The 24,244-nt window shown below is 57.0% G+C and carries 25 protein-coding genes; 4 read left to right on the top strand and 21 right to left on the bottom strand.

Going from position 1 to position 24,244, the window contains the following annotated elements; all coding sequences use genetic code 11:
* Window positions 1–118: 118 nt before the first annotated feature.
* Both AC1Z36_RS14545 and AC1Z36_RS14540 read right to left on the bottom strand, forming a co-directional pair.
* Window positions 119–367 carry a WhiB family transcriptional regulator gene (locus AC1Z36_RS14545; protein WP_013348560.1) on the bottom strand — a complete coding sequence of 83 codons (249 nt, stop codon included), beginning with the start codon at window positions 365–367 and terminating at the stop codon, window positions 119–121.
* A 638-nt stretch (window positions 368–1,005) separates the two neighbouring features.
* Window positions 1,006–4,815 (bottom strand): FHA domain-containing protein, encoded by a 3,810-nt coding sequence (locus tag AC1Z36_RS14540; protein WP_483561413.1) that lies wholly within the window; start codon window positions 4,813–4,815, stop codon window positions 1,006–1,008.
* 249 nt (window positions 4,816–5,064) lie between these two features.
* On the opposite strand from AC1Z36_RS14540, the gene AC1Z36_RS14535 reads away from it, so the two are divergent.
* From AC1Z36_RS14535 to AC1Z36_RS14525, 3 genes are read left to right on the top strand one after another with little or no spacing between them, the layout of a single operon-like run.
* Window positions 5,065–6,285, top strand: coding sequence for a TadA family conjugal transfer-associated ATPase (locus AC1Z36_RS14535; RefSeq protein WP_483561412.1), 1,221 nt, complete (start codon window positions 5,065–5,067; stop codon window positions 6,283–6,285).
* A 2-nt stretch (window positions 6,286–6,287) separates the two neighbouring features.
* Complete coding sequence (locus tag AC1Z36_RS14530; protein WP_483561411.1) at window positions 6,288–7,139, top strand: type II secretion system F family protein; 852 nt, start codon at window positions 6,288–6,290, stop codon at window positions 7,137–7,139.
* Window positions 7,136–8,077: a type II secretion system F family protein gene (locus AC1Z36_RS14525; RefSeq protein ID WP_483561410.1), complete on the top strand. Its 942-nt coding sequence runs from the start codon at window positions 7,136–7,138 to the stop codon at window positions 8,075–8,077. The genes AC1Z36_RS14530 and AC1Z36_RS14525 overlap by 4 nt, the downstream gene beginning before the upstream one ends.
* A gap of 216 nt (window positions 8,078–8,293) precedes the next feature.
* Here the strand turns inward: AC1Z36_RS14525 and AC1Z36_RS14520 are convergent, their stop codons facing one another.
* From AC1Z36_RS14520 to AC1Z36_RS14505, 4 genes are all read right to left on the bottom strand, one after another.
* The gene (locus tag AC1Z36_RS14520; RefSeq protein ID WP_483561409.1) at window positions 8,294–8,458 is read right to left on the bottom strand and encodes a hypothetical protein; all 165 of its coding nucleotides are present in this window, start codon (window positions 8,456–8,458) and stop codon (window positions 8,294–8,296) included.
* Between the two features lie 416 nt (window positions 8,459–8,874).
* The gene (locus AC1Z36_RS14515; RefSeq protein ID WP_483561408.1) at window positions 8,875–9,189 is read right to left on the bottom strand and encodes a hypothetical protein; all 315 of its coding nucleotides are present in this window, start codon (window positions 9,187–9,189) and stop codon (window positions 8,875–8,877) included.
* An 8-nt stretch (window positions 9,190–9,197) separates the two neighbouring features.
* The gene (locus AC1Z36_RS14510) at window positions 9,198–10,136 is read right to left on the bottom strand and encodes a VldE C-terminal domain-containing protein (RefSeq protein ID WP_483561407.1); all 939 of its coding nucleotides are present in this window, start codon (window positions 10,134–10,136) and stop codon (window positions 9,198–9,200) included.
* A gap of 2 nt (window positions 10,137–10,138) precedes the next feature.
* A complete protein-coding gene (locus tag AC1Z36_RS14505) occupies window positions 10,139–10,273 on the bottom strand; it encodes a hypothetical protein (protein ID WP_402735808.1) in 135 nt (44 codons plus the stop codon).
* Between the two features lie 111 nt (window positions 10,274–10,384).
* On the opposite strand from AC1Z36_RS14505, the gene AC1Z36_RS14500 reads away from it, so the two are divergent.
* A complete protein-coding gene (locus AC1Z36_RS14500; protein ID WP_402735807.1) occupies window positions 10,385–10,921 on the top strand; it encodes a hypothetical protein in 537 nt (178 codons plus the stop codon).
* Between the two features lie 18 nt (window positions 10,922–10,939).
* Here AC1Z36_RS14500 and AC1Z36_RS14495 read toward each other — a convergent pair whose 3' ends face one another.
* From AC1Z36_RS14495 to AC1Z36_RS14425, 15 genes are all read right to left on the bottom strand, one after another.
* A complete protein-coding gene (locus AC1Z36_RS14495; RefSeq protein WP_402735806.1) occupies window positions 10,940–11,401 on the bottom strand; it encodes a hypothetical protein in 462 nt (153 codons plus the stop codon).
* A gap of 123 nt (window positions 11,402–11,524) precedes the next feature.
* On the bottom strand, window positions 11,525–12,319 hold the full coding sequence (locus AC1Z36_RS14490; RefSeq protein WP_483561406.1) for an ATP-grasp fold amidoligase family protein: 795 nt from the start codon (window positions 12,317–12,319) through the stop codon (window positions 11,525–11,527).
* A gap of 203 nt (window positions 12,320–12,522) precedes the next feature.
* Window positions 12,523–13,989 (bottom strand): hypothetical protein, encoded by a 1,467-nt coding sequence (locus tag AC1Z36_RS14485; RefSeq protein WP_483561405.1) that lies wholly within the window; start codon window positions 13,987–13,989, stop codon window positions 12,523–12,525.
* Window positions 13,990–13,992: 3 nt separating this feature from the next.
* Window positions 13,993–15,570, bottom strand: coding sequence for an SGNH/GDSL hydrolase family protein (locus AC1Z36_RS14480; protein ID WP_402735803.1), 1,578 nt, complete (start codon window positions 15,568–15,570; stop codon window positions 13,993–13,995).
* Between the two features lie 111 nt (window positions 15,571–15,681).
* Window positions 15,682–16,170: a hypothetical protein gene (locus AC1Z36_RS14475; RefSeq protein ID WP_402735802.1), complete on the bottom strand. Its 489-nt coding sequence runs from the start codon at window positions 16,168–16,170 to the stop codon at window positions 15,682–15,684.
* Between the two features lie 35 nt (window positions 16,171–16,205).
* Complete coding sequence (locus AC1Z36_RS14470; protein ID WP_402735801.1) at window positions 16,206–16,424, bottom strand: hypothetical protein; 219 nt, start codon at window positions 16,422–16,424, stop codon at window positions 16,206–16,208.
* An 11-nt stretch (window positions 16,425–16,435) separates the two neighbouring features.
* Window positions 16,436–17,365: a hypothetical protein gene (locus tag AC1Z36_RS14465; protein WP_483561404.1), complete on the bottom strand. Its 930-nt coding sequence runs from the start codon at window positions 17,363–17,365 to the stop codon at window positions 16,436–16,438.
* Window positions 17,366–17,367: 2 nt separating this feature from the next.
* Window positions 17,368–18,345, bottom strand: a complete 978-nt coding sequence (locus tag AC1Z36_RS14460) for a hypothetical protein (protein ID WP_402735799.1) — start codon at window positions 18,343–18,345, stop codon at window positions 17,368–17,370.
* 125 nt (window positions 18,346–18,470) lie between these two features.
* The gene (locus AC1Z36_RS14455; RefSeq protein ID WP_402735798.1) at window positions 18,471–18,644 is read right to left on the bottom strand and encodes a hypothetical protein; all 174 of its coding nucleotides are present in this window, start codon (window positions 18,642–18,644) and stop codon (window positions 18,471–18,473) included.
* 8 nt (window positions 18,645–18,652) lie between these two features.
* Window positions 18,653–19,414: a hypothetical protein gene (locus tag AC1Z36_RS14450; protein ID WP_402735797.1), complete on the bottom strand. Its 762-nt coding sequence runs from the start codon at window positions 19,412–19,414 to the stop codon at window positions 18,653–18,655.
* Window positions 19,407–22,502 carry a phage tail tape measure protein gene (locus tag AC1Z36_RS14445; protein WP_483561403.1) on the bottom strand — a complete coding sequence of 1,032 codons (3,096 nt, stop codon included), beginning with the start codon at window positions 22,500–22,502 and terminating at the stop codon, window positions 19,407–19,409. Before AC1Z36_RS14445 ends, AC1Z36_RS14450 begins: the two co-directional genes overlap by 8 nt.
* Before the next feature lie 15 nt (window positions 22,503–22,517).
* Window positions 22,518–22,814 (bottom strand): hypothetical protein, encoded by a 297-nt coding sequence (locus AC1Z36_RS14440; RefSeq protein WP_402471085.1) that lies wholly within the window; start codon window positions 22,812–22,814, stop codon window positions 22,518–22,520.
* Between the two features lie 41 nt (window positions 22,815–22,855).
* A complete protein-coding gene (locus AC1Z36_RS14435) occupies window positions 22,856–23,440 on the bottom strand; it encodes a hypothetical protein (RefSeq protein WP_483561402.1) in 585 nt (194 codons plus the stop codon).
* Between the two features lie 102 nt (window positions 23,441–23,542).
* Complete coding sequence (locus tag AC1Z36_RS14430) at window positions 23,543–24,055, bottom strand: phage tail tube protein (protein WP_483561401.1); 513 nt, start codon at window positions 24,053–24,055, stop codon at window positions 23,543–23,545.
* On the bottom strand, window positions 24,052–24,228 hold the full coding sequence (locus AC1Z36_RS14425; RefSeq protein ID WP_483561400.1) for a hypothetical protein: 177 nt from the start codon (window positions 24,226–24,228) through the stop codon (window positions 24,052–24,054). The genes AC1Z36_RS14430 and AC1Z36_RS14425 overlap by 4 nt, the downstream gene beginning before the upstream one ends.
* Between the last annotated feature and the right edge of the window lie 16 nt (window positions 24,229–24,244).

Below are 24,244 nucleotides of genomic sequence, written 5' to 3'. Positions count from 1 at the left end.
ATGTACCTAGCTGAGCTGACAATTTGTCGCTTAAACTCGAAATCCGCCAGTGGTGTTTACCTCTGGCGGATTTCGTATAGCGTCTCGGGTTGCGAGAATTACCTCGAGCGCAGCTTAATTAGGAAGCGCGGCGAGCTCGTGCTGCACGACGCTTCAAGGCACGACGCTCATCTTCGCTCATGCCACCCCAGACGCCTGCATCCTGGCCGGACTCAATAGCCCACTGCAGGCAGGTTTCGGTTACTTCACATCGACGGCAGACGCTCTTGGCCTCTTCGATCTGCAACAGGGCCGGACCGGTGTTTCCCACTGGGAAAAACAGTTCCGGGTCCTTTTCCAGACACGCCGCGCGGCTACGCCAATCCATGCTTATTGATGCTCCTTGAAATCTGAGAGGGTGTGAAACACCAACGACAATCAACACACAGGCAAAAAATAACTAGGAGTGAAATGAAATCCTGGTTGCCTAGCGGTTAACATCTGGCGTCTCGAAAGGTCGGAGAAGTCCATTCGGGCACTTCGTTTAACCGACCACATAAGGTTTTCATGTAACGCGGAAGTAAACAAGAGTCACGGTAGCGAAATGTTGCTGAATGCCTGAGTGCTTTCTCACATGGCATTTGGCACTAGGATCCGCTAGTTATCAGAGGTGTGGCGCGAGCAACAGCAAAAGTCAATTGTTGCGGTTTGAGTTCCTGCAGAAGGTCAACGAAAATTGTTGATGTGAGCAACGAAAATGCAATCTCGTCCCGCCCAACCAGTGTTTTCGTGGTTGCCGCGCTTGTCCTAATTGAGGCCCTGGCTGTTCTGGCGTACGCCATCAGCTACATGTTGAACCTCGACACCAACGGAACAGTCAATATGGGCGGGCAGTTATTCATGCTGGCCCTGTGCTTGCTTCTTGCCGTTTGGCAAGGCTCGGTAGCTGTCAACTTCTTCAAGGGAAAAGCGTTCACTCGTGCTCCGATTGTCGTTTGGCAACTATTCCAGCTCATCCTCTCTGTTTCATTCCTGAGCTCCAATATCCCGATGGTGACGGCCGCGGCGGTACTTTCCATCGTGGTCGCCGGAACCACTGTGGTGATGCTCTTCGCGCCGAAGACCACCGCATTCCTCGGAGACCGGCCAAACCGCTGAATTGCCAGCAGATAATTCGTACGGAATATGAATCATCCGCGGTTTGCCTCGTTTGGAGATGACCGCGCACCAATAGTCTTTGGCTCCTTGATGAGGCACCTGATGGATTGGCTGCCAATTCATCGGTTGAAGATCTTGCGGATGATGGGCTTCGACAGCGACTACCTGGCGATCATCGAACCCGTTGGCGCTCAATCCCAGGTCGAAGGCCATCCTGCTGGACGGCGGAACGAATAGCGCGACACCGATTCCCCTCGAATTCAGAGCGTTCAAGAGCGGTGGCAACCGAGAGTCATTGGTGGTTTCGAGGAAGAGGCAAAGCAAGTCCTGCCGAACACGGTACGAGCCGTCCTCGAGAGAACGTACGAACCGTTCAAAGTCCGGTAGGCCGCAAATATGCGGGGAGTTCCAACGCACAGCGAGTACGGCAGTCAGCTGCCAACGCTGTTGCGTATCGGGGCACAGCACAACAACCATCGGACCTGCTGGTCGAGGGACCGCCTCACCATCGAAGGGCGAGTATCCCAGAAAGTTTGCCGGTTGAAGGGCAGAACCTGAAGGCATCTGCCAAGCCGAAGGCACTTCGGGCCAGGTGCTTCCCGGGATTTCAGCTAATTGAACTTCGGTGAGTTGGAAGACCTGCGGAGGATGCCCCGAACTCAGCTTGACCCCTCGACCCGGCAAAAGCGAACAGGCCGGGATCTTGGGCCACATCATCTTTAATGACTCGGTAGCGTTGAATGGGAAGAACCATTGCTCTGTACAAAGACCGGTGGACTTCAACGCGTTTTGGTCGCGGTCAACTGAACAAATCACCATAGGCGATTGCGGGCCGCCGAAACGCAATATCGTACCGAGTGCTTCGTCCAGGCGTTGGAAATGTTGCGGGTGGATATTGGACTGCAACTGGGCCAGTGAATGAACGAGAATGATCAATGCTGGATCACTGGGCATGGATTCCAGGAAGTCGACAGCATCGAAAAAGCCATAGGGATCCTCACCCGTGACAACCTTGACGTTTTCAGTGGCATCCGGGATCGGCGACGGACCGAAGCAAAGTATTTTTCTGGGCGAACGGGCGAGGGAAGCGAACAGGGTTCGGGCACCGGCTTCTGGCAAGCCGCAGATCAATGTTGATCGTGAACGGGCAGGGTCAAGAATCAAAGGTTCAAGCCGGGCCAAATGCAGATTATCTGCAACGCCGCAGTAAATCGTTCCTCGTTCCTTCCCATCCCACGTATCTGGCGAGTGCGTTGGTTCTGCTGGCCGAGGCAACGCTGGAGCAAAACCAGATACCGGGAGCTCCGAAGTGGACCACTGTGAGGAAAGTTCTGCTGCATGGTTTTGCAAGCGATCTCCAGCGACTGACGCGATGCTCTTTTCGAATCGGCACAACGGACGAAGGCTGAGATCTTGACGATTCCGCTCGAATAGTTCGCCGTGCAGTGGCGGCTCGATGGCCAACTGGAATTGCATGTTCCTAGTGGGCTTGGAAGCGCCCTTGATGATCGCCTGTCCGGGGTGGAGGAGTTTGGACACCTCGGTGGAGCCCACCAGTTCCACGGACTCACCCGGGTCGTTTACCCTCAATGCGATTGTCGTGTTTAAGTTCGCCTTGGTTTGTCCCGTCAAAGCGCCAGCCGGACGCTGCGTGCTGAGAATCAGATGGATTCCTAGAGCTCGACCCACCGCAGCTAAACGATCAATTCTGGCGCTGGCTTGAGGAAGCGTTTCGACGAAAACACGGAATTCGTCAATGACTACCAGCAAGCGAGGCAGAATCGGGCCTGATTCGTCGAGATCTTGATATTCCGCAATGTCGCTGCAGCCTTGTGCTGCCAGAAGCTCCTCGCGCCGCCGCACCTCATGTTCTAGTTGTTCCAACGTGCGCTGAGCCGCTGCCTCATCGAGGTCGCTTGCGAAGAGCTGGACATGGGGCAAACCTGCATAGACGCCTAGTCCAGCTCCACCCTTGAAATCAATAAGTGCGAAGGCAAGCTGAGTCGGCGGGTAGTTCCGGGCAAAATCAGCAATCAGGCGCCTGAGCGCTTCTGACTTGCCTGACCCTGTAGTGCCGCAAATCAGTACATGCGGACCATCCTCATGAAGATCAAGGAACACGTCCTCTTGCTGTTCATCGAGGCCCAGATGTGCCCGTACGGCTAGTGACGGGGATGCAATGGATTCTGCGTTCTTGGTTATTGCCTGCTTTTGCAGCTGCACATACTGCTGCACCATCCTGTCGAACCGCGAAAGGCTCAGCGTGCTTAGGTTCTGCAGCACTAAGCGTTCGTCGGGCAAACGCGAGGACACGGGGCTTGGAACAATCCAATTCTCCACGGATTCGGCCAGCACCGGTGAAACGCCCAGCACCAGGGCGCCGGAAATAGGTTGAGGTTCCTGGGCAGTGACGTACAACGTCGCCAGGTTGGTTTCCTCTTTCCTGGTGAAGCTCGATTCTTCGGGAATCGACAGGTGGGCCACGGAAACGTTGCTCACCAAAAGCAGCGACGCCGGAAGACACCTGACACTGGGATCGAGCACGAGCCGTATCTGGCCGGAATGTATGGCCGGGAGATAGCGTGCAAGTACTGCGGCCAGAATAGCCCCAGCGCTTTGCCCTTGTGCAGAATTCAGCTGCCAGACGCTCGGGGTACTCGGGAAAAATACTGGACCGAACCAGGGCGCGTCCGACTTCGTCTTCCTGAGGCTACGAAATACTTTGCGGATCCCCGTGGGATCAGAACGAGAGGTGTCCTGCGGAGACCACAGTCCCTCGCCCCAAACCAGTGGTGGTATCCGGGCATGCGACAGTCCCAAAGAAGCGGAATCCAGTCCGGCTACGAACGATTCTCCGAGAGCCGGAGAATATTTACTTCTCGCGATAATGGCGGAAGCTCGTTGCACTTCCATTTCCCTTTTCCATTCGCGACGCTCCACGAACAGTTGACCGGCAGGCACCATACCCATAAGGGCCGAAACGCCACTCAAGATCAGAAAGAGCATCGAACCGGTAACCAAGGCAAGCAAGACGCCGGAGATGATCGGAACGAATGCTGCGAGGACCAGAGCAATTAAGCGGGACAGCTCGGGCTTGGAAGGTACTTGGATTTCCAATTGTTCGGGGGTTACCAATTGACCGGATTGGGCGGTTAATGGATCGCCGACAGCGAATTCAGTGTTGCCCAGAAAGAAGCGCGATCCGTGTTCCAATTCCACGGACTCGCAGCGGCTGCCATCTGGCATGGCAAGTTGCTGCTCAGAGCAGGCTACCAGGCGCAAGCTCCGGGTTGTCACGAATAACTTCGCGTGAACCCGGGACACCAGCGGATCTTCTAACCATAATGGGGCGGTTCTGCCGATGACATGTTCTCCCTTTGTGAGCGGAATCCAGGCACCAGCGTCGGGGCCGCGAACTACATATAACTTGAGGCACGAAGCTGTGGTGCTTGTGGCGCGAACAGGTTGGGGCAATTCATTGAGCAGAAGACGTTCAGACGCATGCAGGATCCCCAACTCTTCTATCCGCGTTATTCCCGAATACCATCGTTGTCCCGGGAAATGCTGCTGCAGCAGTGCGGCGAGCTGCTCGCCCGATATTCGTCCGGACATGACAAGTTCGAATTGCCGCGGATGCTGGAATTTTCGGGAAATCAGAAGTAATTCATAGCGGACCATGAGGTCTCCTGAATGTAATGGAATGTTGTCGTTCCCATCTAAACCAGCATTGAGGGCGGCGCTGGAAGATAAGAATCTTGGTGTGGAGAAAGTACCAAGAACTATCCACAACTTCGGGAACCTCTTGAAAGCGGTCTCTGCTGCAGATAGCATCCCTTGTCATACGAATAGGTATGCTGCACCGACGACGCGCTCGCCGATAGTCCCCGAGATCGGGATCCTCCAGTAGGGAAGCCAAAGGAGTCAGTCGTGGATGCGCTGTCCATTGTCGAAGACGAAGTACGCGAGCTGGTTCGCCGGCGTGGATTGGACCCGGCAAAGCAGCCAGCGATGATCCGATCACTTATTGAAGAGGTCATTCGCGACTACGACGAACGCGCATTGCTTGGCGCCGTGCCTTCACTTGGATCGCTAGAGGCCGCCCAACGTTCAGTATTCGATAATGTGGCCGGGTTCGGAGCGCTGCAACCCTTATTGGATGATCCTTCTGTTGAAGAGATCTGGGTAAATTCTCCACATCAAGTATTTTGCGCCAGAGGTGGCCAAAGCGAACTGACCCACATACGCATGGAATCGGCAGAAATCGCGGCTCTAGTAGAACGCATGCTCAAAACGTCGGGCAGGCGTCTGGACCTTTCCCAGCCATTCGTCGACTGCCAATTGCCTGATGGGTCTCGTCTTCACGTCGTGATTCCAGACATCACCCATGAGCATTGGGCCATCAACATTCGTAAGTTCATTGCTCGCGCGGGAAAACTTGAAGATCTAGTTGAGCTGGGAGCCTTGAGCGAACAAGCAGCGAGGTTCCTTTCTACGGCGATCAGTGCCGGTCTGAATGTCATCGTTACTGGCCCTACACAAGCCGGCAAAACGACAATGCTCAACTGTCTGGCATCAGCGATCGGCCCCAGGGAACGCATTATCACCATCGAGGAAATCTTTGAGCTGAATCTTTCACTAAGAGATGTCGTTGCCATGCAAACTCGCTTCGCCAATCTTGAAGGCACCGGTGAAATCACGATGCGCCGGCTGGTCAAGGAGGCCTTGCGCATGCGCCCGGAACGGATCATTATCGGCGAGGTCCGCGAAGCAGAGTCCTTGGATATGCTCATTGCCCTGAACTCGGGAATCGCGGGGCTATGTACCTTGCATGCGAATTCTGCCCGCGACGCTATCACAAAAATTTGCACTTTGCCGTTGCTTGCAGGACCAAATATCACCAGCGACTTCACCATCAAGACCGTGGCTGCATGCATTGACCTTGTGGTTCATTGCGTGCGGAGTCCACAGGGCCATCGCTATGTCAACGAGATTCTCAGCGTGCGCAACCGCGTGGAGGAAGGGCAAATTGAGTCCTCGACGCTATTCGAGCGGCAAGCCGATCGCCTGCTGCCGGCTCGGGGAGCCGATTGGTCCCATGAAAAGTTTGATGTCGCTGGAATCAATATTGCCGAATTGATGGCGGTGTAGCGGTGGTTGCTTTCTTTGCTCTCCTTGGCGGGCTAGGCATTGCCCTCATGGTTGACTGGTTGCTCTTCGCCCCGTGGGCAAAATCGCCCAAACGTAGCTCGGCCATCAAGAATGCTCTTTTGCATGCAGGAATGAGCAATCTGGCTCCGGCAAAATTCATCGTGATTTGCCTGGTCTGCGGGCTGACTTCCGCGTTGGTGACGTTGGGACTCACCGCTTCGTGGCTCTTCGCCTTGGTGTTTAGCATCTTCGGTTCATTCGCACCATGGGTCTACCTGCGCCATCAAGCCACCAAGCGCCGCACAACATTGCAAGAACAATGGCCAGAGGTGGTTGATCACTTGCGAAGTGCCATCCGGGCGGGCCTATCTCTTCCCGAAGCATTGAGCCAATTGGCTGTCGTCGGCCCGCAGGTATTGCGTCCGCTATTTCGGGATTTCGCATTGGACTATCGAGCCACAGCGAACTTCTCCGTGGCGCTGGACCAGCTGGGCGAACGCTTGGCAGACCCGGTAGCCGACAAGATTCTCACGACATTGCGGATTACGCGTGAAGTCGGGGGCACCGACTTGGGGCATACGCTCACAACTTTGTCGGCATTCTTGCGCGATGACGTGAGAACACGAGGGGAACTCGCTGCCCGCCAATCATGGATTGTCTCGGCAGCGCGTTTGGCAGTCGCCGCGCCATGGATCTTGCTGTTGGTCTTGGGCACCCAGGAAGCTGCGAAGGATGCATATATGACGTTCGGGGGAGTGATAGTGCTATGCCTGGGCATGCTGGTTTCCCTCGTTTGCTATCGAATCATGCTCCGGCTGGGCACCTTGCCAGTAAAAGAACGAGTCCTGGCATGAACAGCTATACACCGTGGGCGGCGCTTTGCGGTTTGGGACTTGGCATAGGCCTTGGGCTGGTCTTTGTGAACCTGCCGGGCTGGCGAAGAATGGCCTTCGCTGATCGTATTGCGCCCCATGTTCGCGTTGGCGTTCGAAGCTCACGCATGCTGGAAGACTCATGGCACTCTGACTCCGGGCACTCGGCTTTAGGCCAACTCGCTGCCCCCATGTTGCTGCAAATCAAGAAGCTGGCTAGCCTACACAGTCCTTCGGCAAGTACTCTTCGGAAGCGTCTGAACGCTGCCGGATTGGACATGAGCGTAATTGACTACCGGTCTCAAGAAATTGTTTATGCTCTGGCAGGCCTAGTAGCAGGATCTGCGCTCATGGCCTTTGCCGCCGTTCAGTATCATGTCTCTTTGATCCTATCGGTGCTAGTCGTTATTGGTTTCGGGATTGTTGGCTATGCATTGCGTGGTTGGTGGCTTGGCGAACAGATCCATCGGCGGGCCAGGAAAATATTGACTCAGTTTCCAACCGTGGCCGAAGTGCTGGCGCTAACTGTCGGCGCAGGCGAATCAACCACCGGGGCCATCGAAAGAATTTCACGAATCTGCCACGGGGTGATCGGTGACGAATTCACCAAGACTTTGAACGACATTCACGCAGGCACACCGATGGTCCAAGCGATGCAGAATATGTCCGACCGGATGCAAGTTGGAGCCATGACGCGATTTGTCGATGCAATCGTTGTTGCAACAGAGCGAGGCACACCATTGGCTCAAGTGCTCAGAGACCAAGCACAAGATGTCCGCGATGCGTCCAAACGAGAACTTATGGAAGTTGCAGGAAAACGCGAGATTTCCATGCTGGTACCGGTCGTGTTCGGAATTCTTCCTCTCACGATCGATTTCGCCGTATTCCCCGGTCTGGCGTTATTGGAGATGAGTTATTGATCGGAGCATAGAAAAGCTTGAATCTCCCACTTTGAAATCCTTTAGCAAGTTAGAAGGGCCGTCATGAATCACATACAAGAAATGATGCTCAAACTGGTATTGCAAATCACTGCAACCGGTGAACTACTCTTTCGTAAGGTTTCCCCGAAACTCAGGGATAGCAGAGGCGACGTGCCCGGATGGGTCATGATTACACTCATGAGTATGCCCCGATTGCTACTGGTTACTGCCCCCGTGCGAACGGTCCACCATGATGCTAAGGCACACGGCAGCTTTGGGTACTAGGTCGAAAGCTTGGTCTCGGGCTGTTTCGTAGTCATCACCGATGACTGACACGGCGCCGGGTTCGCCGTCTTGCAGGTAGTTCACTTTTACTTCCACAACGCGAATTCTATCGGGCTTCTTGTTGGTAGACGGTCCATGGGTCTGCCCGGTATTTGATTCTCTCGTCCTCTGTCTGGTGCCAGCCGTGGTCGTCTTCGGTTGAGAGCCAAATACTGTCTGACCGTCGGATGCGGACGGCAGCAGCAGTGGGCACCCACATGACTTCTAGTTGTCCGGTGGTTACGTAGTCGAGAATTTTGATCGGATACTCAATGAACACTTCCCCTGGGATCCAGCCGATAACCCGCGCATGGTACTTCCCTAGGTCTGGACAGGTAACTTGCACGTACGGTCTGCGCCTTGGTTCGTACCGGCTCATACGCTCGAAACGCGGATCCCGTTCAGTCATAACCTAATTGTGCCTTAACGCAGAAATCCGCCCCACCCTCGCTATGAGGATGGGGCGGTTCTGTCTATTCGTCCAGGGGCACGGTGCCTTCGACATTGCCTGCGGGTGGTTCGTCGGTCTTGGTGCCTGCTGCCAGCCACGGCAGGAAGCGCTGGAAGAACGCCTCCACACCGGGCAGAGCCAGTATGCGGGTGATCGCCGCAGCGATACCCAGTGCCAGCGCAGCGGCTCCGGTGGCAGCCTCTGGACTGCCCATCGTGGCCGCGGTGTAGATCGAGGGGGCCATGCCCGCGAGAGCGACGATGACCGCGAGGATCGTGCGGACGGTAGCTCGCCAGGGGTGCTGGGACTGGGTGGTGACGGCTGCATGCTTAGCCATGGTGTCTCCTAGTTGTTGTCGTTGAGCCATCGCTGGATGGCCTTGCCGGTTTCCTTCAACGGCTTACCGTCGAGGCGCCACTTGCGGGTGTCGTAGTAGCCCTTGCCGCGGTGTCCCAGGTCGTCGGCCAGCATGCGCTGGAACTCGACCCAGAACCAGTAGCCGGCCTTGCCGTCCTTCTTGAGCGGGGTGCCCTTCTTGGCACCACGGGCGGCGAACGGGGTCTTGAGGTAGTAGCCGTTGCGCTGCATGAGCGTCATGGTGTCGGTGATGGTCAGCTTCTCGAACTTGCCATCCCACTGCTTGTTGAGACCGTTCACGACGTTCTCCAGAAGGATCTGCAGCGCGCCGACCTCCCAGGACAGGAAGTTGCCGTTGATCTTCAGATCGGCGTAGTTGTCCGGGAAGTTCGTGGAACCGTTCGGAACGTTGGTCGGCGACTGATCCTCGACCTTCGGACGCGAAGCCACAGGCACCGTCTCACCGGTGACCTTGCCGCCCAGTTCGTTCTCCCACAAGGCCACGGTGTCCTCGACGCTGCGGTTAGCAGCCGTCCAGGAGAACTCAACATGCAGGTGATCGGTGTGCGGGTTCACGCCCGTGTACTTGTACCAGCCGGTGTACTTGTAGCCACCGGAGAAGATCTTGCGGTTGAAGATGATGCACTGGATGCCCAGTTCCTTGGAGTTCAGACGCAGCTGCTCGGCCAGCTCCTGGAACACCTCGATCTTGTCGAACCAGCGCAGACCAAGGTCGAAAGCACGACCTTCGCCGTGCAGCGAGGTCGTGCGCTTAGAACCGCGCACTGGCCGACAGTTGTAAATGCCTGAGTTTCGGCCGCCCTGCTCCTTGTACTTGGCCAGGAACCAGGACATGGCGCCCTTCGCACCGGTGGTCGGGCCCTGGGTGCAGGTTTTGGCGCCTGCGTAGCCTCGGTAGATCGCCATGCTTACTTGCCTCCTAGCGGCTTGATGCCCTCGGCCGGCGCCACGTAGTCCGGGTGGTCCGGGTCAGTGATCTCCTCGGGGTTCGGGTCCTCGTAGTTGTCCTGGTCGATGGCTTCCATCGGGTTACGGTCCGACATGATGCGTTCCTTTCGGGCATAGAAAAACCCAGACACCGTTCGTGTCTGGGTGAGTACGAGAGAGTCGCGTATTCTGGCTCTGGATTCGAATAATGTGGTGAGATTGTTCCTATGAATCAAATAGTTGCTTTGTGCCCCGACCACGGAACATTCCCTAGTCGGCTAGTTGGCGGCACCATAAACGGACTCACTCTAAGTGGGAATATCGAATCCTGTCCAATTTGCGGAAAGCCATCGAAAACCATCGAAGGTACTTTCAATGTCGGCCCGGATTACATTCAGGTTTTACAAGCTCCGACCTGGACGAAAGACGTTCTAGCTGGACTACGTGACGCCGTCAAGAACACAAAAGCACAGGCGGAACTGGCCGCAACTAACGATCAACTATTTGAAGCAATTGAGCAGTTGACTGATAAAGTAGGGAAAATTGATTCAACGCTGGCAAGCTTTATTCAGGAACAATCCAGAATCACGGCGGATCTCACCGATCAACTCGGCAAATCAGACCGTCGCGGTCGGATCCTGAACCTACTTTCGTTTCTTGTAGCTCTATTGACTTGGGCTGTTCCAGCGTCAGATGTTGCCGATTTCACGAGAACTAGTATTCAACCAATTATCGAGCAACTTGCTGAACGTTACTTAAAGTAATCCCCTACTGCGTGAGTATCACTTTTCTGGCGCGTATTTCGATTTCAACTTTCCTATATCGGCAATGAGTCGTTCCTGGGCCTTGTCGGAATCCTTAGCGATGACGATATGTTCATCGAGCTTCTCGGTCGTCTCAGCGAGCTTGTATGCGGTTTCATTCCCTCGTTCTTCAATGCGTTTCACTGCGTCCTTGATCGAACCCCCATGGTTTGGTGTCACCTCATGGTGGATTCGCTCAGTCTTCTCTTCCAAGGTGAGAATGCGGGCCGAAACGCCAGGTTCGGCATGTTGCACGATCTGGCCAGAGCGGTCTTTCTTCTCAGCTTTCCCGTTCCATTGGTCGAGGAACGCCGCAAACTCTTTCAGTCTTGAGTAGATAACCCTTACTGGCTTCCAGAAAAACGCGATCAACAGGATCACGACCGCTGTATAACCGAGCCACCCATTCGGCCCACCCAGGAACTCTGGAATCACCGGCATGCACACCCCCTCGGCGGGTTGCGGGACGGCTGAAAAACATGAGTCGGCATGGAGCCTCCTAAAGGTTTCGGGTATGACAAAGGCCCTCACCCGCGAAGGTGAAGGCCTTTATGCATTCTGAATTTATCGAAGTTGGTTTTCAGCTTGCTCCCACAGATATCCCATCCTATAGGACAGTGGAGCATGCATCTTTTCGCGGTCTTCATAGTAGAACGTTCCCGGAACGAGTGTGAATTCTCCAAAGACCGGACCATTCAAGGTGTCGTACATGTCCACGCGAACGAATGGAGACGGAACAGCCACAGATATTCGCTTGGCGATATTCAGCATGCTTTTCCAGTTATCCGGGCGTGGCTCCACAATTCGTTCAATGATCTTGGTGTTGACTTCGATTAGTCGATCTTCAGGGTCAACGATTGGTTCGAAATTTCCGTCGAAGAATGCATGTTTGTTCTTTTTGGGATCGCGAATCGTTCTGTGGATTAGACCTATCTCACCCTGGAAAGTAAAGAATTTATAATCGTCCGGAACGGGATTCCCTTGAGGGTCAACAATTCTCTCTTCGACTATCCACTCGTGCTTGGCCCTTGGAGTCTTCTCAGATAGCTCGGTCTGCTCAGCAACAATTTGCTCGGCTGTGAGATCTCGGTGTCGAAGATGATCGTGATAACCCTCCTCTTTTCGTTCCAGAACCATAACGCCGAATGACGATGAAGAGAACGTTGGCTTCAGTACGAACGTGTCAGGAAGTTCGTCTAGACGAATGTCATCAGCCGAGGTATACGTAGCAAGTAGTTTTGGAACTGGGCCTCCAATGCGTTCTACGAACTCTCGGCCTTTGATTTTGTCGTGTAGGTACGAGGGCACTCCTCGTTCTTGCCCAGCGCCACGTTCTCGTATCCTCGTTAGATAATCCACTCATGCTCCCTTTTCATCGTCTTATAGTTAGATGTTAGCAAGTTGAAAATGAGTGACAGGATTTTTACGGTGAGCACCAACAGTTTTAGTGATCTTTCGGATGATGAATTGTTCGATGTAGGTATGCGTCGCTGCACATGCGGAGCCGCCGTTTATCCAAACGGCGACCCCGACCAGAAGCATTGCTCTGAGGACATTCGCTCCTAGGTTGAAAACTCCTGGTAAGCGTTCGGCCGCAATTGATGGATGTAGTCCCCGCTGAATCGATGAATGGTTCCGGCGGGGACTACTTCGTTAGTTGCCCACAGCTTTTGGTAGTGCTTGAGGATCTGCCCGCCTGCCCTGTGCTCCAACCACGCCCGTGTCCCTTCCGGATTCTTCCCCGGCTGGCCCCGGCGAGTTGTTTCAGCCGGGTTGTTGTAGCGGAACGCAGCTACGCTATCCGGTGAAGCCGACGAGAGGAACGCCCATGACGTGCCCCAGTCCGATTCGGGAAGGTTGGTATTAGTTCCCTCCTGCGCAACTGTGTTTGGGTACGAGTTTCCAATCGGGGAAATAACTGTGTCGAAAACTGCTGAATTGACCGGATTCATCAATACGTACGTGTTCGTTACTTGGATATCGAAGTTCACGCGAATCTTGCCTTCGATCGTCATCCGTCCAGAGGGGTGGATCGTGGTTGTAGTCCAAATATCCAACAGGTTCACGCTGGGCTCGTCAGGGTTTCTGCCGTAGACATGCTGGACGATGCTCACTGGCCCCGTTGCGTCGTATGGCTGGCCGACCTGCAACCAACTGATGCTCAGTTCCCGGTTGCCGTCGTAGAACCTTGGGGCTTCAGCGTTGAAAGCCGTTTGAGCGGTATGGTACGGGACCCAACGAGCGGTCTGCTCTGTGGCAGCCCGCTTGATCCACCACGCAAATTCGCGGTTCGACTCTATACCCTGCTTCGTTCCTTGTACCCAACCACCAGAAATGTCCGGGTACTGAATGAGCGCGTATTGGCCTGGATACTGGTCGGTTCCGGGCGTGCGTGCCAGCCAACCTCGCGCTGTGCCGCCGATCGGAGGATTCGCCGGGTCCGCACCAATGAACTCCGCGGTTAGCAGCTGGCTGCCCGCAGACACCTCCGGTGAGGATACCAACTGGCCATTAGTTTCACGCGAAGCTGAAGCTGAGTATGTGGAGAACTCTGTGACTTGCCCTCCGATACTGTAGCGCCAGATCCCGCCACGGTTGTCCTTATATGGATGCACTCTGATCTCTGCGCCCTTGAACGGAACGTTTACGAGCACCGACCATTTTGCGCCGACCTGTGTCGTGTACCCATACTGTTCACTTGTTGCGACGAACGTCCCAGTAGTGGTGAGGGCGCTGTAAGTCACTTCTTTAGCTGGAAGCTTTCCGGCGTAGACGTCGCCGACTATGCGGTAGTCGTCGCGCCCGGACGTTGCGGTATTTCCCTCCATCAGGTGAGCTGTGAAGTCACCATTCGGGGAATGAGACACAATCTGAAGCGATTCGCCGGAATCAGTTTTCAGTATTTGGACGCCATTCATGGGCGACTTCGAATCAAGCAAACCAACGTAGTCAGCCTGTCGCTGATGTCGGATTTCCAGTGGAGCGGGCATCCGATATTCTTCGTCCACAGGTACGAGACGGTCGGCCATTGTTTATCCTCCTATGAGGTAGAACCCTTCCGGGTCTTTGACGAGTTTGTTTTGCTTCAAAGCGATAGCTGTCGCTTGCGGGCCTGATACGGGTTTGTTCGCATCGGTGGTGTTGTCCACGTTGCCCAATCCAACAAGGGCGCCCGTGATGGTGTCCCAAACAGTGCCATTCCCTGTCGAATCCTTGCGAAGCACCTGACCAGCTGCACCGCCGGCAGGTACTCCCGGACCAGCAGGACCAGCCGGGCCCGGTGCGCCCCCGCCGCTCGCAACGAGGATGGAAGCGCCGAGCATATGCTGACCGTAGGTATTCAGGTGGGTGCCATCGCCCGAGTCGAAATCAACGCGCATCAAGCCATTCGCATCAGATACCACCGAGACACGGTCATGGCTGACGAGGGTATTCGCCGGCAGCGTTTTCAGCCAGGCGTTGAACTCTTCACGCACCGCCTTGATAGCTGCCGTTTCGGATCTACGCGGGAACACGTCAGCGGATTCAAAAGCATCGCCAAGGTACTTGCGCACCCACACAGCGAACGCCTCGAACCGTGACTTCATAACGCTCAGCGAGTTTCCGCCATAAACGTCATTCGAGCCAGGGTTTCCAATAACCTTGTCAGCGCGGGCGATGGTGGAGAACTTGCCACGGATGTAGTTGTTCGCTCCCACCCACGAATCCAGCGTGGTGCCGGACTGCCCGATCAACGCGGGGATCGCCCCATGTGCTTCTGCGTGCCGCCATCCCCACACGTCACGCAAAGGGTAGTCGGTGTTCAACCCGGTTTCGGAAGACGACCCTGGATAGACGTAGAAAGGAACGTCGGTGGAGGCTTCCAGCTTCAAATACACATCCAGCGGGGTGTACTGCGACCACTGGTTGGAAACGCTCATCGACTGCACACCAGCCGGGTTTGTTCCCAAATACGAACCGCCAATACCCATATGGTTCGGTGTTCCGCCCGGGGTCGTGTACGCGTACGAGAGCAGATACTCAACGTTGGCTTCCAACTGGAAATGAATATCCGTGATCAAGTACCGCTCAGACGTAGCACCGGCACTGTATCGCACAGGAGTGCCAAGCTTCGTCGGGGTTTCCGCGAAATTCTGCGTGTACCCTCCGTTGCCGTCCGAAGCGCGCTTCGCAATGAACACGTCAACGAAATCCAAGGCTCCGTAGTTCGCGGAGTTGCGGTCGTTGAAGTTCTTGAAGGCCAGTTCCCACGAGTCAATCGTGGAGAACACCTTGATCGGCAATCGCACGTGACGGGTCGGCTCCGTGTCCTGGGTGGCCGGAGAGCCAGGCATGGACAGCTGGTGCAGGACAGTGCGAGTGACCTTGTCGATACGCTTCCAGTCAGTGCGGTTGCTGGAGCTAGTGGAAATGATCTTCTCGAAGGTGCGCCGTGGAGCCTGGTATTCAGTCCACGTGACCTTCGAACCGCCACTGGCCATTGGTTCGATCTGCGCGAACGCAGGCCCGTCAGCACCCAACGGACGATTGATCACTGCTTGGGCAGCATCCGAAGTGATGAACCGGTAGATTCCTACTAGAGAGGTGCCGAGCCATTCGGCAACGTTCAACGTAGGCAGGTCCGAGGTTGGTCGGAAGCTGATGTCACCGGGCCGCCCCTGGATTCCCTGAATCCCTCGCGGACCCCTGTTGTTTCCAACAACAATGTATGCCAAGTCTGGTCACCACCATCTCGTAATAATGTCGCCCAGAGTGAGCGAGGAAATTGGTCCGGTTTCCCGGTCTGGGTCGGCTGGATCAAGGTAATTCCAGATGTAGCCGCGTGCAGGTGGCGGAGTGAGTCCGACCCACCAGATCCAGGGGTTAGCCCCGCCCCCGCCGATGCCGTTCAGATTCGCCAATTCCGACAGCGTGCCGCCGCCGGAGGGGACCCTGATCTGAAATTCCAGATAGGCAATCAAGTTGCCCTTGTCGTCCAGCCATTCGACGCGTACGTTGTACCAGGCGTCAGCGAGCATCGACACTGTTGGTTCAAGGTTCGTGGAGAATTTCCCGTCCGAAGTTGGAGTCACCTTTTTTGGCTTGTCCGGTCGTATGCCTCCACCGTTGGCCATGATGTTCGGACGGTTTAGGTTGAATATCACCACGGCGTTATAGGCCGCCATGGATTGCCCGCCTAGGTCAAGTACGTCACCGCTCACTATCGCCATGTCGTCCCCCTTTGGGTATGAGAAAACCCACCGTGCTATGCGGTGGGTTGGTTTGAGATATTGAGTAGTGCCTGCGTTTTCCACAGCTCGAACTGCGACGCGTCAAGAGCTTCCTGGTACTTCGGAATTACTGATTCAGCGACCAGCACCTGCTGTCGAAGCGACCTTTTCTCTAACCGAAGTGCGGCTACTTCTTGCTGTAGCTCTTCGATCCACTCAAGAAGTTCTGATTCCGTATCGTCATGCTGAGGCATGCTATGGCTCCTTACGGGGTCCATGTTGAGCGGTACACCTGACCGCCCGAAGTGATGTGAAGGTTCGGTGGGTTCGACGTTGACGGGAGATTCGGAGCGTAGAACCCCACGCCTTGGAAGCGGGCAATCCCGGCAACTTCCATCTGACCGGTTAGCCACGTTTTGGCAGCGTCCAGATCGATCGCTCCGGCGCGGGCTTTGACCAGAGTTGTCCCGAAGCTGAGCTGAGCTTTCGACCCGTCCAAGGTGGTTTTTGCTGCGCCCTTGTAGTCCAGTTCGGCTCGGGTGGAGTCCAGAGATACCGACGATGAGGAAGAAGACGACAATGAAATCTGATCAGCGGCACCTGAAACCATGTTTCCGCCCGGAGCCTGAATCATGTAGATGCTGTTCGGGTCAATGACCACGTCCCCGAACGTTGCTTTCCCAGTTGGCTCAATCGTGGTTTGACCAGCAATCAGCCGGCCCCCAGCAATCAGCTCCAGATCCGCTGCAACAGTCGTCGCGCCTTCAATGTCTAGCGTTCCTGAGATCGTCGTGGGGCCGTCAACGGCGAGCAAGCCAGTAATCGTGGTGTCTCCACCAATATCCAACACGCCGTCCAGGGTGGTCGGACCGGTCACGTTCAGTTCACCAGTGATGTTCGTGTTGCCGCCGATAGTCGTCGTACCAGTGACGTTCAGTGGGCCGGTGATGCCGGTTGAGCCCGATAGGTTGATCGAACCCGACGCGTTCAACGTACCTGTTACTGACAAGACACCAGAGACTGTGGCTGTTCCAGCAACACCGAGGAACCCGTCAATATTGACGTTTGACCCCTCGGCCCAATGCGTGTTACCGCGTTCAACCGTTGTGGACGAAAGGTCGGTCTTGGTGCCGTAGTTCCGTTCCTTACGCCGCTGCCGGGTAACGTCCTCGCCGGTGAGGTCAACGACTCTCACTGCTAACCTCCCTTGGGCTGGAACTCGATCGTCACGAAGTCACTGTCAATATCTCCGGAGTACTTGAGCACTCGCCATTCACGCCAACCGTCCGTGAAGTACGGGTCACCGCTGATGTACCAGCGGACGATCGTGCCCGGTCGCAGTTCCCACAGATTCCCGAGGATGGGCGAGTCAAGCTTCAGTTCGAAACCTGCCTGCCGAACAGCACTGTTTGTCGCGACTAGCGCGGACGCCGCTTGGTCGTAGAGTTCGGACCCCTTCTTGATGTTCTTGAACTGCTCCACCCGCTCTAGTGCCGGGTAGTCTGCGATGTTTGCCGATTGCGACTCGCGCACCAGCATTCCAGGGCTCTTCGCGGTCTTCTTGCCGGATCCTTCACCGACCGCGAACATCTGGGTTGCCACGTCGCGGGCACTGGTCTTGATCCACAACTCTTGCGCCGGGGTCTCCGGGGCCGAGAAGTTCACCTCGATAGTGTTCAGCGAGAGGTCGCCGGTGCGCAGGGTGAAGCGGATGCCACCGGCGCCGTCCCATTCGGGCCGGAAATCAATATCAGGCCCATCGGAGAGGTCCATGATTTCTTCCATGGCGCTTAGCGCGGTGTCCATGTTGTACCCGTTATAGGTCCGGGAACGGCCACCTGTGTAGTCGTCCTCGTAAACCATCGGCACACCACGGCCGGACCCGACTACGGCTAGCTGGATGATCCGCTTCACGATGGTGTCGTATTCGAGCCCGGAGTACGTTTTCTCCCAGTTCACGATGTTCTCGTCACGAATCTCACTGATGAGGCGCGCATCCCAGAGCGACCAGATATCCTCATGGTCGATCGTGAGCATCTGAGTGTTGCGTTTGTAGTGCGCTTCCCAGATGATTCCCGCGTAAACGACAACGTTGTCGTAGTCCACGACGATGGCACGCTGCCCAGGATAGGAATCGTTGAGCCCTGCGACCGCTGCCACGTCAGGATCGGACAAGACCAACGACGTTGAACCGCCAGCACTATGGTTGAACGTCCGCTCCCACGACGTGGACTGAACTTTCAGTTCAACCCGGTCAGCCCACGTCTTCGAAGAAACACTCCATACACGGTAACCCGCCATTAGATCCGCCCATCAAGACGAGCACGAATCGCCGCAACGTAGGCACCTAAGTGAGTTTTCGAGCGAGCCCCAGGGATCCAGCCGCCCCAATCCGCTACCACATAGCCCTGGAAGGACTCCAACTCAATCTTGTGGTATTCGATAGACCGGAGCCAAGCAACAGAAATACTCATGATCCCTCCTAGATGTAAGTGTCGGAATAGCGGACGGTGATCGACCCGTAAGATCCGGTGCCGGTGCTGATCGACATGTTCTGAGCCATACCAGGGTTGACGGGCGCAAAGTTCGCTGTGCTTAGCCCGCCGCGGACAACCGAACCCCCGACCCGGAGGATGCCCGTCCTGAAATCAATCTCATGCGGGCTAGATGAAGCAATTGCACGCGTAACCACAACCTGCCTGCCATTCAGCGTGAGGGTGTACCCGCTGGACGAAGACGCTGAAACCGTCACCACAGGCCATGCAGGAACCGTCCCACGATGAAACAAAGAAGCCGCATCAACGGTGTTTCCCGGAACCGCATACGACTCGCCATACTTGAACGGGTCGATCGCCTCCAACGGGATCTGGAAGTTTAGATACGTGTCGGTCTCGAAGCTAGTCTTCACAGAATCGCGAGGATCGACCATTGCCCATTGCGTCGGCCCGTGGCCTTGCACCAAGAACTTAGTATTGCCGCGGTGCCCTAACGCGGTGAGAATCCCTGCCGTCTGGTGCAGGTAGTCGTGGTTCTTCGATATGATCCGGCCTTCGTAGGTGATCAGACGATTGCCGTACTCGATCGGAGTGCGGAAGCTGCCGTCGCCGTTCGTTCGGTCGGCACGCTGCCGGCGGGGTGGCGGGCTGTCCCACCACCCCTCGATCGATCCCAGACGCTTCCACACCCCGTCGCGTGTGATCCCGGTCAGCGGATAACCGTCGAGTGTCACTAGCTCGTTATCCAATGCGCATCCCCACCTTCGCCAGCTTGTGGCTGATCGCGTCAGTTACTTCACGAGCAACACGGTTAGCATCGGTCGCCCCCGTGATTTGGACGGTGATCGGCGGCAGGCTGGATCCGGATGAGATGACCGGGGTCGCAGTGGACTGCATAACCGAAGCCGTAGGAATACCCACCGATACGCCTCCGATCTCGCCGCCCGTCGCGTGACCAGGGATGGACCCAGCATTCAGCGCTGCACGGAACTTGTAGACGCTGTCGTGCCCACCCATGAGCTGGACTTCCTTGGCGGTGAGCATGTGCTCGCCGTTGGAAGCCATGATCGGCACATCATCCGAAGTTCCGGATCCAGGGCCGAAGATCGCACCGCCGGTAGCCTTCGTCTGGCCACCACCGCCTCCACGACCGGTGGAAACATGCGTCTCCGAGTAGATGGATTTCTCATGCGTGGTGATCCAGACGTTGGCCGTCTTCCCATCCACTGCATCAACCGCGGCCTTGGTTTCCTCAGCGGTCTTCTTCGCCGCCTCGGACATCCAAGACTCGACCTTGACGTCCTCGGGGATGCCCATGATCTCGCGCGCCATCGCGTCGGCCTTGTCGCCAGTGATTCCGAACTGGCCGGCAGCTACGATCAACGACTCATAAGTCGAAGACATTGCCGCCTGCAGTTCTTCCTCGGTGGCGCCGCCGGCGGCGAGCGCTCTGACGTATCCTTCGCCGCTTTCGGCGAGGGCATCGAGGGCGGCTTGGTTGGCGCGTCCTTTCTCGGTGTGCGCGTCCAGTGACTTGCCGTTGGTTTCGATGGAGGCGCCGATTTCGTCGATCGCTGCCTGGTATTCGCGGAAGGCTGCGCGTTCGTCGCGGGTGATGACTCCTGCTTGGAAGAGGATGTCGAGGAATGCTTCCATGTCATCGACTACACCTTCGGCTGAGACTCCGACTTCTTCTAGTGCGCCGGTGAGTTCCGCGCTGCCGTCTGCGGCTCCCTGGGTCTCGGCTGAGGCCCGGTTGAGTGCATCCGAGTATGAAGGGAAGAGATAGGCTGCTTGCTCCGCGGAGACGCCGGCATCTTTCAAGCGGTCCTGGACTTGGCCGAATACTTCGGCTGCGTCTTCGGCGTTGCCCGATGAGACGAGGCTGGCCAGCTCTGCGTCGATTCCTCCGAAGGTTTCTTCGGCGATTTGCTTGCCGCCACGGATGCCGGTCAGCGAGTTGACGACGTCTTGGCCCCAGCGGTTGAATTTCTGGCCGGGGTCGTCGGCGAATAGGTAGTCGATGGCCGAGTTGATGCCGTCAATTTCGCCGGTGATGCCTTCGCCGTTGCGGTTCTTGAATACGCTGTCCAGTGCTACGCCTGCACCTGGCGCTTCGTTGACGATGCGTTGGATGCTGTCTGCGACGTGTCCGGTGCCTTCAATCAGGTCGCCGGTGTAGGAGAGCTCCGCGAGCTTCGCGATGCCGACACCTGCGGCCATGATGGTTCCGGCCGCGCCTGCAGCCCGCGCCGCGCCGCGCATCCCTCTGGATACGCCATCGAGCGCCCGGCCTGCACGCGTGCCGTCGGGAGCCAGATCCCGCAGTGCTGCACGGGTGTCGCGGATCCGAGGGATGAACGTGATCAGTGCGCCACCGGCGAGCGCTGCGCCGCCGGCGATTCCGGTGAGGATGCCGCCTGCTGCGAGTACTGGTTGGGGGAGGTTGCCGATGATGTCGACGAAGCCTTCGGCTGTTTGGACGAGGCCTCGGAGTGCGTCGTTGGCTGCCGAGCCGGATTGGAGGAAGACGGTGTCGAGGGATCCGCCGAGTTTTTCGAGGTCGCCTGCGAGGTTGTTTTGCATGGCGGCTGCGGTTTCTGCGGCGTAGCCTGCGTCGTTGACTGCGTCTTCCCAGTTCTGGATGCCTTCGGCGCCTTGTTCGTAGAGGATGTTGGCTGCGCGGACTGCGTCGGATCCGAAGATCGTTTTCAGGGTGGCGTTGCGTTGTTCGTCGGACATGTCCTTGAGCGCGATTTGGAGGATGCCTGCGTATTCGGACATGCCTACGAAGGTGCCTTGGGCGTCGTAGGCGCTGATGCCGAGTTCGTCCATGAGGTCTGCGGCCTGCTTGGAGTTCGGTGTCAGTGACTGCAGCATGGTTTTGAAGCTGGTGCCCGAGTCGGAGCCGGTGAGGCCGGCTGAGGCGAAGGCGGTGAGCGCTCCGGTGGTTTCCTCAATGGTGAGGCCCACGGAGTTGGCTACGAGTCCGGATTGGTTCAGGGCCATGCCGAGGTCTTCGACGCCGCCCTGGGCTTTGCCGGCGCCTGCTGCGAGCAGGTCGGCGACGTGGGGGACTTCTTCGCCTGCGAGGTTGAACTGGGTCATCGCTGAGGCGGCGATTTCGGCGGCTTTGGCCACTTCGATGTTGTCGGTTGCGGCCAGCGACAGTGCACCGGTCAGCCCGCCGTTGATGATGGCCTGGGTATCCACGCCTGCCTTGGCCAGTTCCTTGATGCCGCCGGCAGCCTCGGAGGCGCTGAAGGCGGTGTCTGCGCCTGCACCCACGGCTGCTTCGCGGAGCAGGTTCATGTTGCCGGCGGTCTCGTGCGTGGCTGCCTGGACCTCGGACATGGACTTGTCGAAGTCGGCGTAGGTGGTGAGCATCTTGCCGAAGGCGAGGGTGAGCGCGCCACCGGCGATCGTGACGGCAGGTGCGAGGGTCTGGTAGGCCTCGGCCTGCTTGTCCACGGCCGCTTTGGTGGCTGCAGCCGCATCCTGCGCTTCGACGTTGGCCAGGTACACGGCATCGGAGAACGCATCGACACCGTGTGCCGCGGCCTGGGAAGAAGAAACGATCTTCCCGTTGGCGTTCACCAGCTGGCCGTTGGCGTTGTAGAGCAGGCCTGCGGCCTTGGCTGCCTTCTGGTCAGCGTCGGCAACGAGCTTGATCTTCTTCGCCGCTTCTTCGGAGAAGCGCGAGTTCTCCTGGATCGCCTTGTTGGCGTTCTGGGTGGACTGGGTCAGTTCTTCGGTGGACTTCTTCGCGTCCTTGAACCCGTTGATGAAGTTCGACACCACGGCTTCAAGCCTGGCGACTACTCGGCGTTCGGCCATGTGCCCTCCTTCGGGTTATCCCGGCAGGTCGCGGATTGGCTTATCCGCTGGCCTGTCGTAGCTGGTGTAGACCCGTTCGCCGGGGTCGGGCTTGTACTGCTCTTTGCCGATTCCCTGGGTGGAGCGCTCACGGGCTGCGCAGGACTGGCAGACTTTCTTGTGTGCCGTGTACCAGCCGTCGTTGTCCGGGTGGTGGGCCAGCTCGGTGGGCTGGCCACAGGAGCACAGGCCGTCCTCGTAGATGGTGAGGACCAAGGACAGGAGGTAGTCCTTGTCCGTCCAGTCGCCGCGCTGGCTGGTGAACCAGTGCATGGGCGGCTTCTGGACGGCTCGGGCTGTGCGCAGGACGTTGACTACTGGCCGGAGTCTTGGCTGGTACCAGAGGCATCGGGCAAAAAATCTGCGTCCGGGGCTGGCGCTTCGGACTGCACCTGCTGACGCTTGGTAAGGAGCTTGGAGAGCTGGGCCGCTCCGAGTTTCGCTTCCAGGGTGGTGATCAGCGGGATCGTCATTTTGATGTCGCGCTTCTCCAAGGTCGGGGACTCGAACGCGACGATGGACTCAGCCAGCAGCGCACGGTTCAATGCAACGCGCTGCGCCATCTGGTCTTCACGGGATGCGTCATCGGAGAGCGGGTGCTGATCGACCAGTTCCTTGATCTTGGACTGGGGGAGTGCGCGCAGATAGAACGTGACCTCGGACCGGGCGAAGTTCTTCATCAGCTCTTCGCGTTCCTTCCTTAGTCTCCTCATCAGCGGAGATCCTCCGCTGACAGTCTCGCCGCCGATCGCTTCGGACTCCACGCGGATCTGGCGGGCTAGGTGGTTGATCTTCGCAACGAGGTCGCCGCGCTTGAACACGGTCTCCGAATCCTCGGGAAGTCGTGCGTCATCCATCCACGCTTCGAAGTCGAATTCAGCAGGGTTCAGTTCAGTCATGGTGGGCTCCATTTCAGGTGTGCGGGCTCTTATGGGTATGGGAAAGCCCGGTGACGCCGGAGCCCATCCGCGTCACCGGGCTAGATTGAGGAACTGGTCGGGCTAAGCGCCGGCCGGTACCAGTACTTCGCTGACCATGTTTTGTGGCAGGAACTCCACACGGCGCTTGATGTTGCCATCGTTGCCCGGGCGGGTTGGCGAATCGGTCTTCACTTCGCCACCGAGGAAGATTTCATCTCCCGCAGCCCACGGCTCTGTGGAGTCCTTATCGGTCTCGCGCAGATAGATCCACACGGTGGTGTCCTTGACCTTCACTGCCTGGTAAGCAGCGTCCAGACCTTCAATGTCTGCACCGGTGCCGGTGGTCAGCCATTCGCGGATGAAGGTCAGCGCGGTCTCGTAGTTCGAAGCGCCCAATGCCTGGGAGTTGCCCTTCTGGCACGAGGTCTTCTCGTTGAAACGATCCGATGCGGTAGGCGACCACGTCACGTCAGAATCCAAGATCATGCAAGAGGGATCGATCATGGCATTCAGCTCGGTTGCGGTCGGGATCGGGCTTGCAGGCTTAGTGAGCGAAAGAGCCCACTTCTTCTTGCCGTCAGAAGAAAACTTCACTTGGCATCCCCCTCAGCATTGCTTGCCGGCTTGACTTTCTCCTTGGCGCCGGTGTCGCGGATGGATGGCACTTCGACGAAGCCGAGTGCCGGATTGGTCAGGTAGTGCTCCGGAACTAGCCGGATGCCCCCGCCCCCTTTGGGTCGGGCTTCCACAAAGCCAGGCTTAGCCATGGTGTTGTGTCCTTTC

It is taken from the genome of Glutamicibacter sp. BS14 (assembly GCF_056934375.1).
This window is presented reverse-complemented; position numbering and strand designations above follow the sequence as displayed.

Coding starts and splice junctions, on each gene's coding strand:
- AC1Z36_RS14545 (WP_013348560.1), bottom strand. CDS start 367: ATGGATTGGCGTAGCCGCGCGGCGTGTCTGGAAAAGGACCCGGAACTG.
- AC1Z36_RS14540 (WP_483561413.1), bottom strand. CDS start 4,815: ATGGTCCGCTATGAATTACTTCTGATTTCCCGAAAATTCCAGCATCCG.
- AC1Z36_RS14525 (WP_483561410.1), top strand. CDS start 7,136: ATGAACAGCTATACACCGTGGGCGGCGCTTTGCGGTTTGGGACTTGGC.
- AC1Z36_RS14515 (WP_483561408.1), bottom strand. CDS start 9,189: ATGGCTAAGCATGCAGCCGTCACCACCCAGTCCCAGCACCCCTGGCGA.
- AC1Z36_RS14510 (WP_483561407.1), bottom strand. CDS start 10,136: ATGGCGATCTACCGAGGCTACGCAGGCGCCAAAACCTGCACCCAGGGC.
- AC1Z36_RS14505 (WP_402735808.1), bottom strand. CDS start 10,273: ATGTCGGACCGTAACCCGATGGAAGCCATCGACCAGGACAACTACGAG.
- AC1Z36_RS14500 (WP_402735807.1), top strand. CDS start 10,385: ATGAATCAAATAGTTGCTTTGTGCCCCGACCACGGAACATTCCCTAGT.
- AC1Z36_RS14495 (WP_402735806.1), bottom strand. CDS start 11,401: ATGCCGGTGATTCCAGAGTTCCTGGGTGGGCCGAATGGGTGGCTCGGT.
- AC1Z36_RS14485 (WP_483561405.1), bottom strand. CDS start 13,989: ATGGCCGACCGTCTCGTACCTGTGGACGAAGAATATCGGATGCCCGCT.
- AC1Z36_RS14475 (WP_402735802.1), bottom strand. CDS start 16,170: ATGGCGATAGTGAGCGGTGACGTACTTGACCTAGGCGGGCAATCCATG.
- AC1Z36_RS14470 (WP_402735801.1), bottom strand. CDS start 16,424: ATGCCTCAGCATGACGATACGGAATCAGAACTTCTTGAGTGGATCGAA.
- AC1Z36_RS14455 (WP_402735798.1), bottom strand. CDS start 18,644: ATGAGTATTTCTGTTGCTTGGCTCCGGTCTATCGAATACCACAAGATT.
- AC1Z36_RS14445 (WP_483561403.1), bottom strand. CDS start 22,502: ATGGCCGAACGCCGAGTAGTCGCCAGGCTTGAAGCCGTGGTGTCGAAC.
- AC1Z36_RS14440 (WP_402471085.1), bottom strand. CDS start 22,814: ATGCACTGGTTCACCAGCCAGCGCGGCGACTGGACGGACAAGGACTAC.
- AC1Z36_RS14435 (WP_483561402.1), bottom strand. CDS start 23,440: ATGACTGAACTGAACCCTGCTGAATTCGACTTCGAAGCGTGGATGGAT.
- AC1Z36_RS14425 (WP_483561400.1), bottom strand. CDS start 24,228: ATGGCTAAGCCTGGCTTTGTGGAAGCCCGACCCAAAGGGGGCGGGGGC.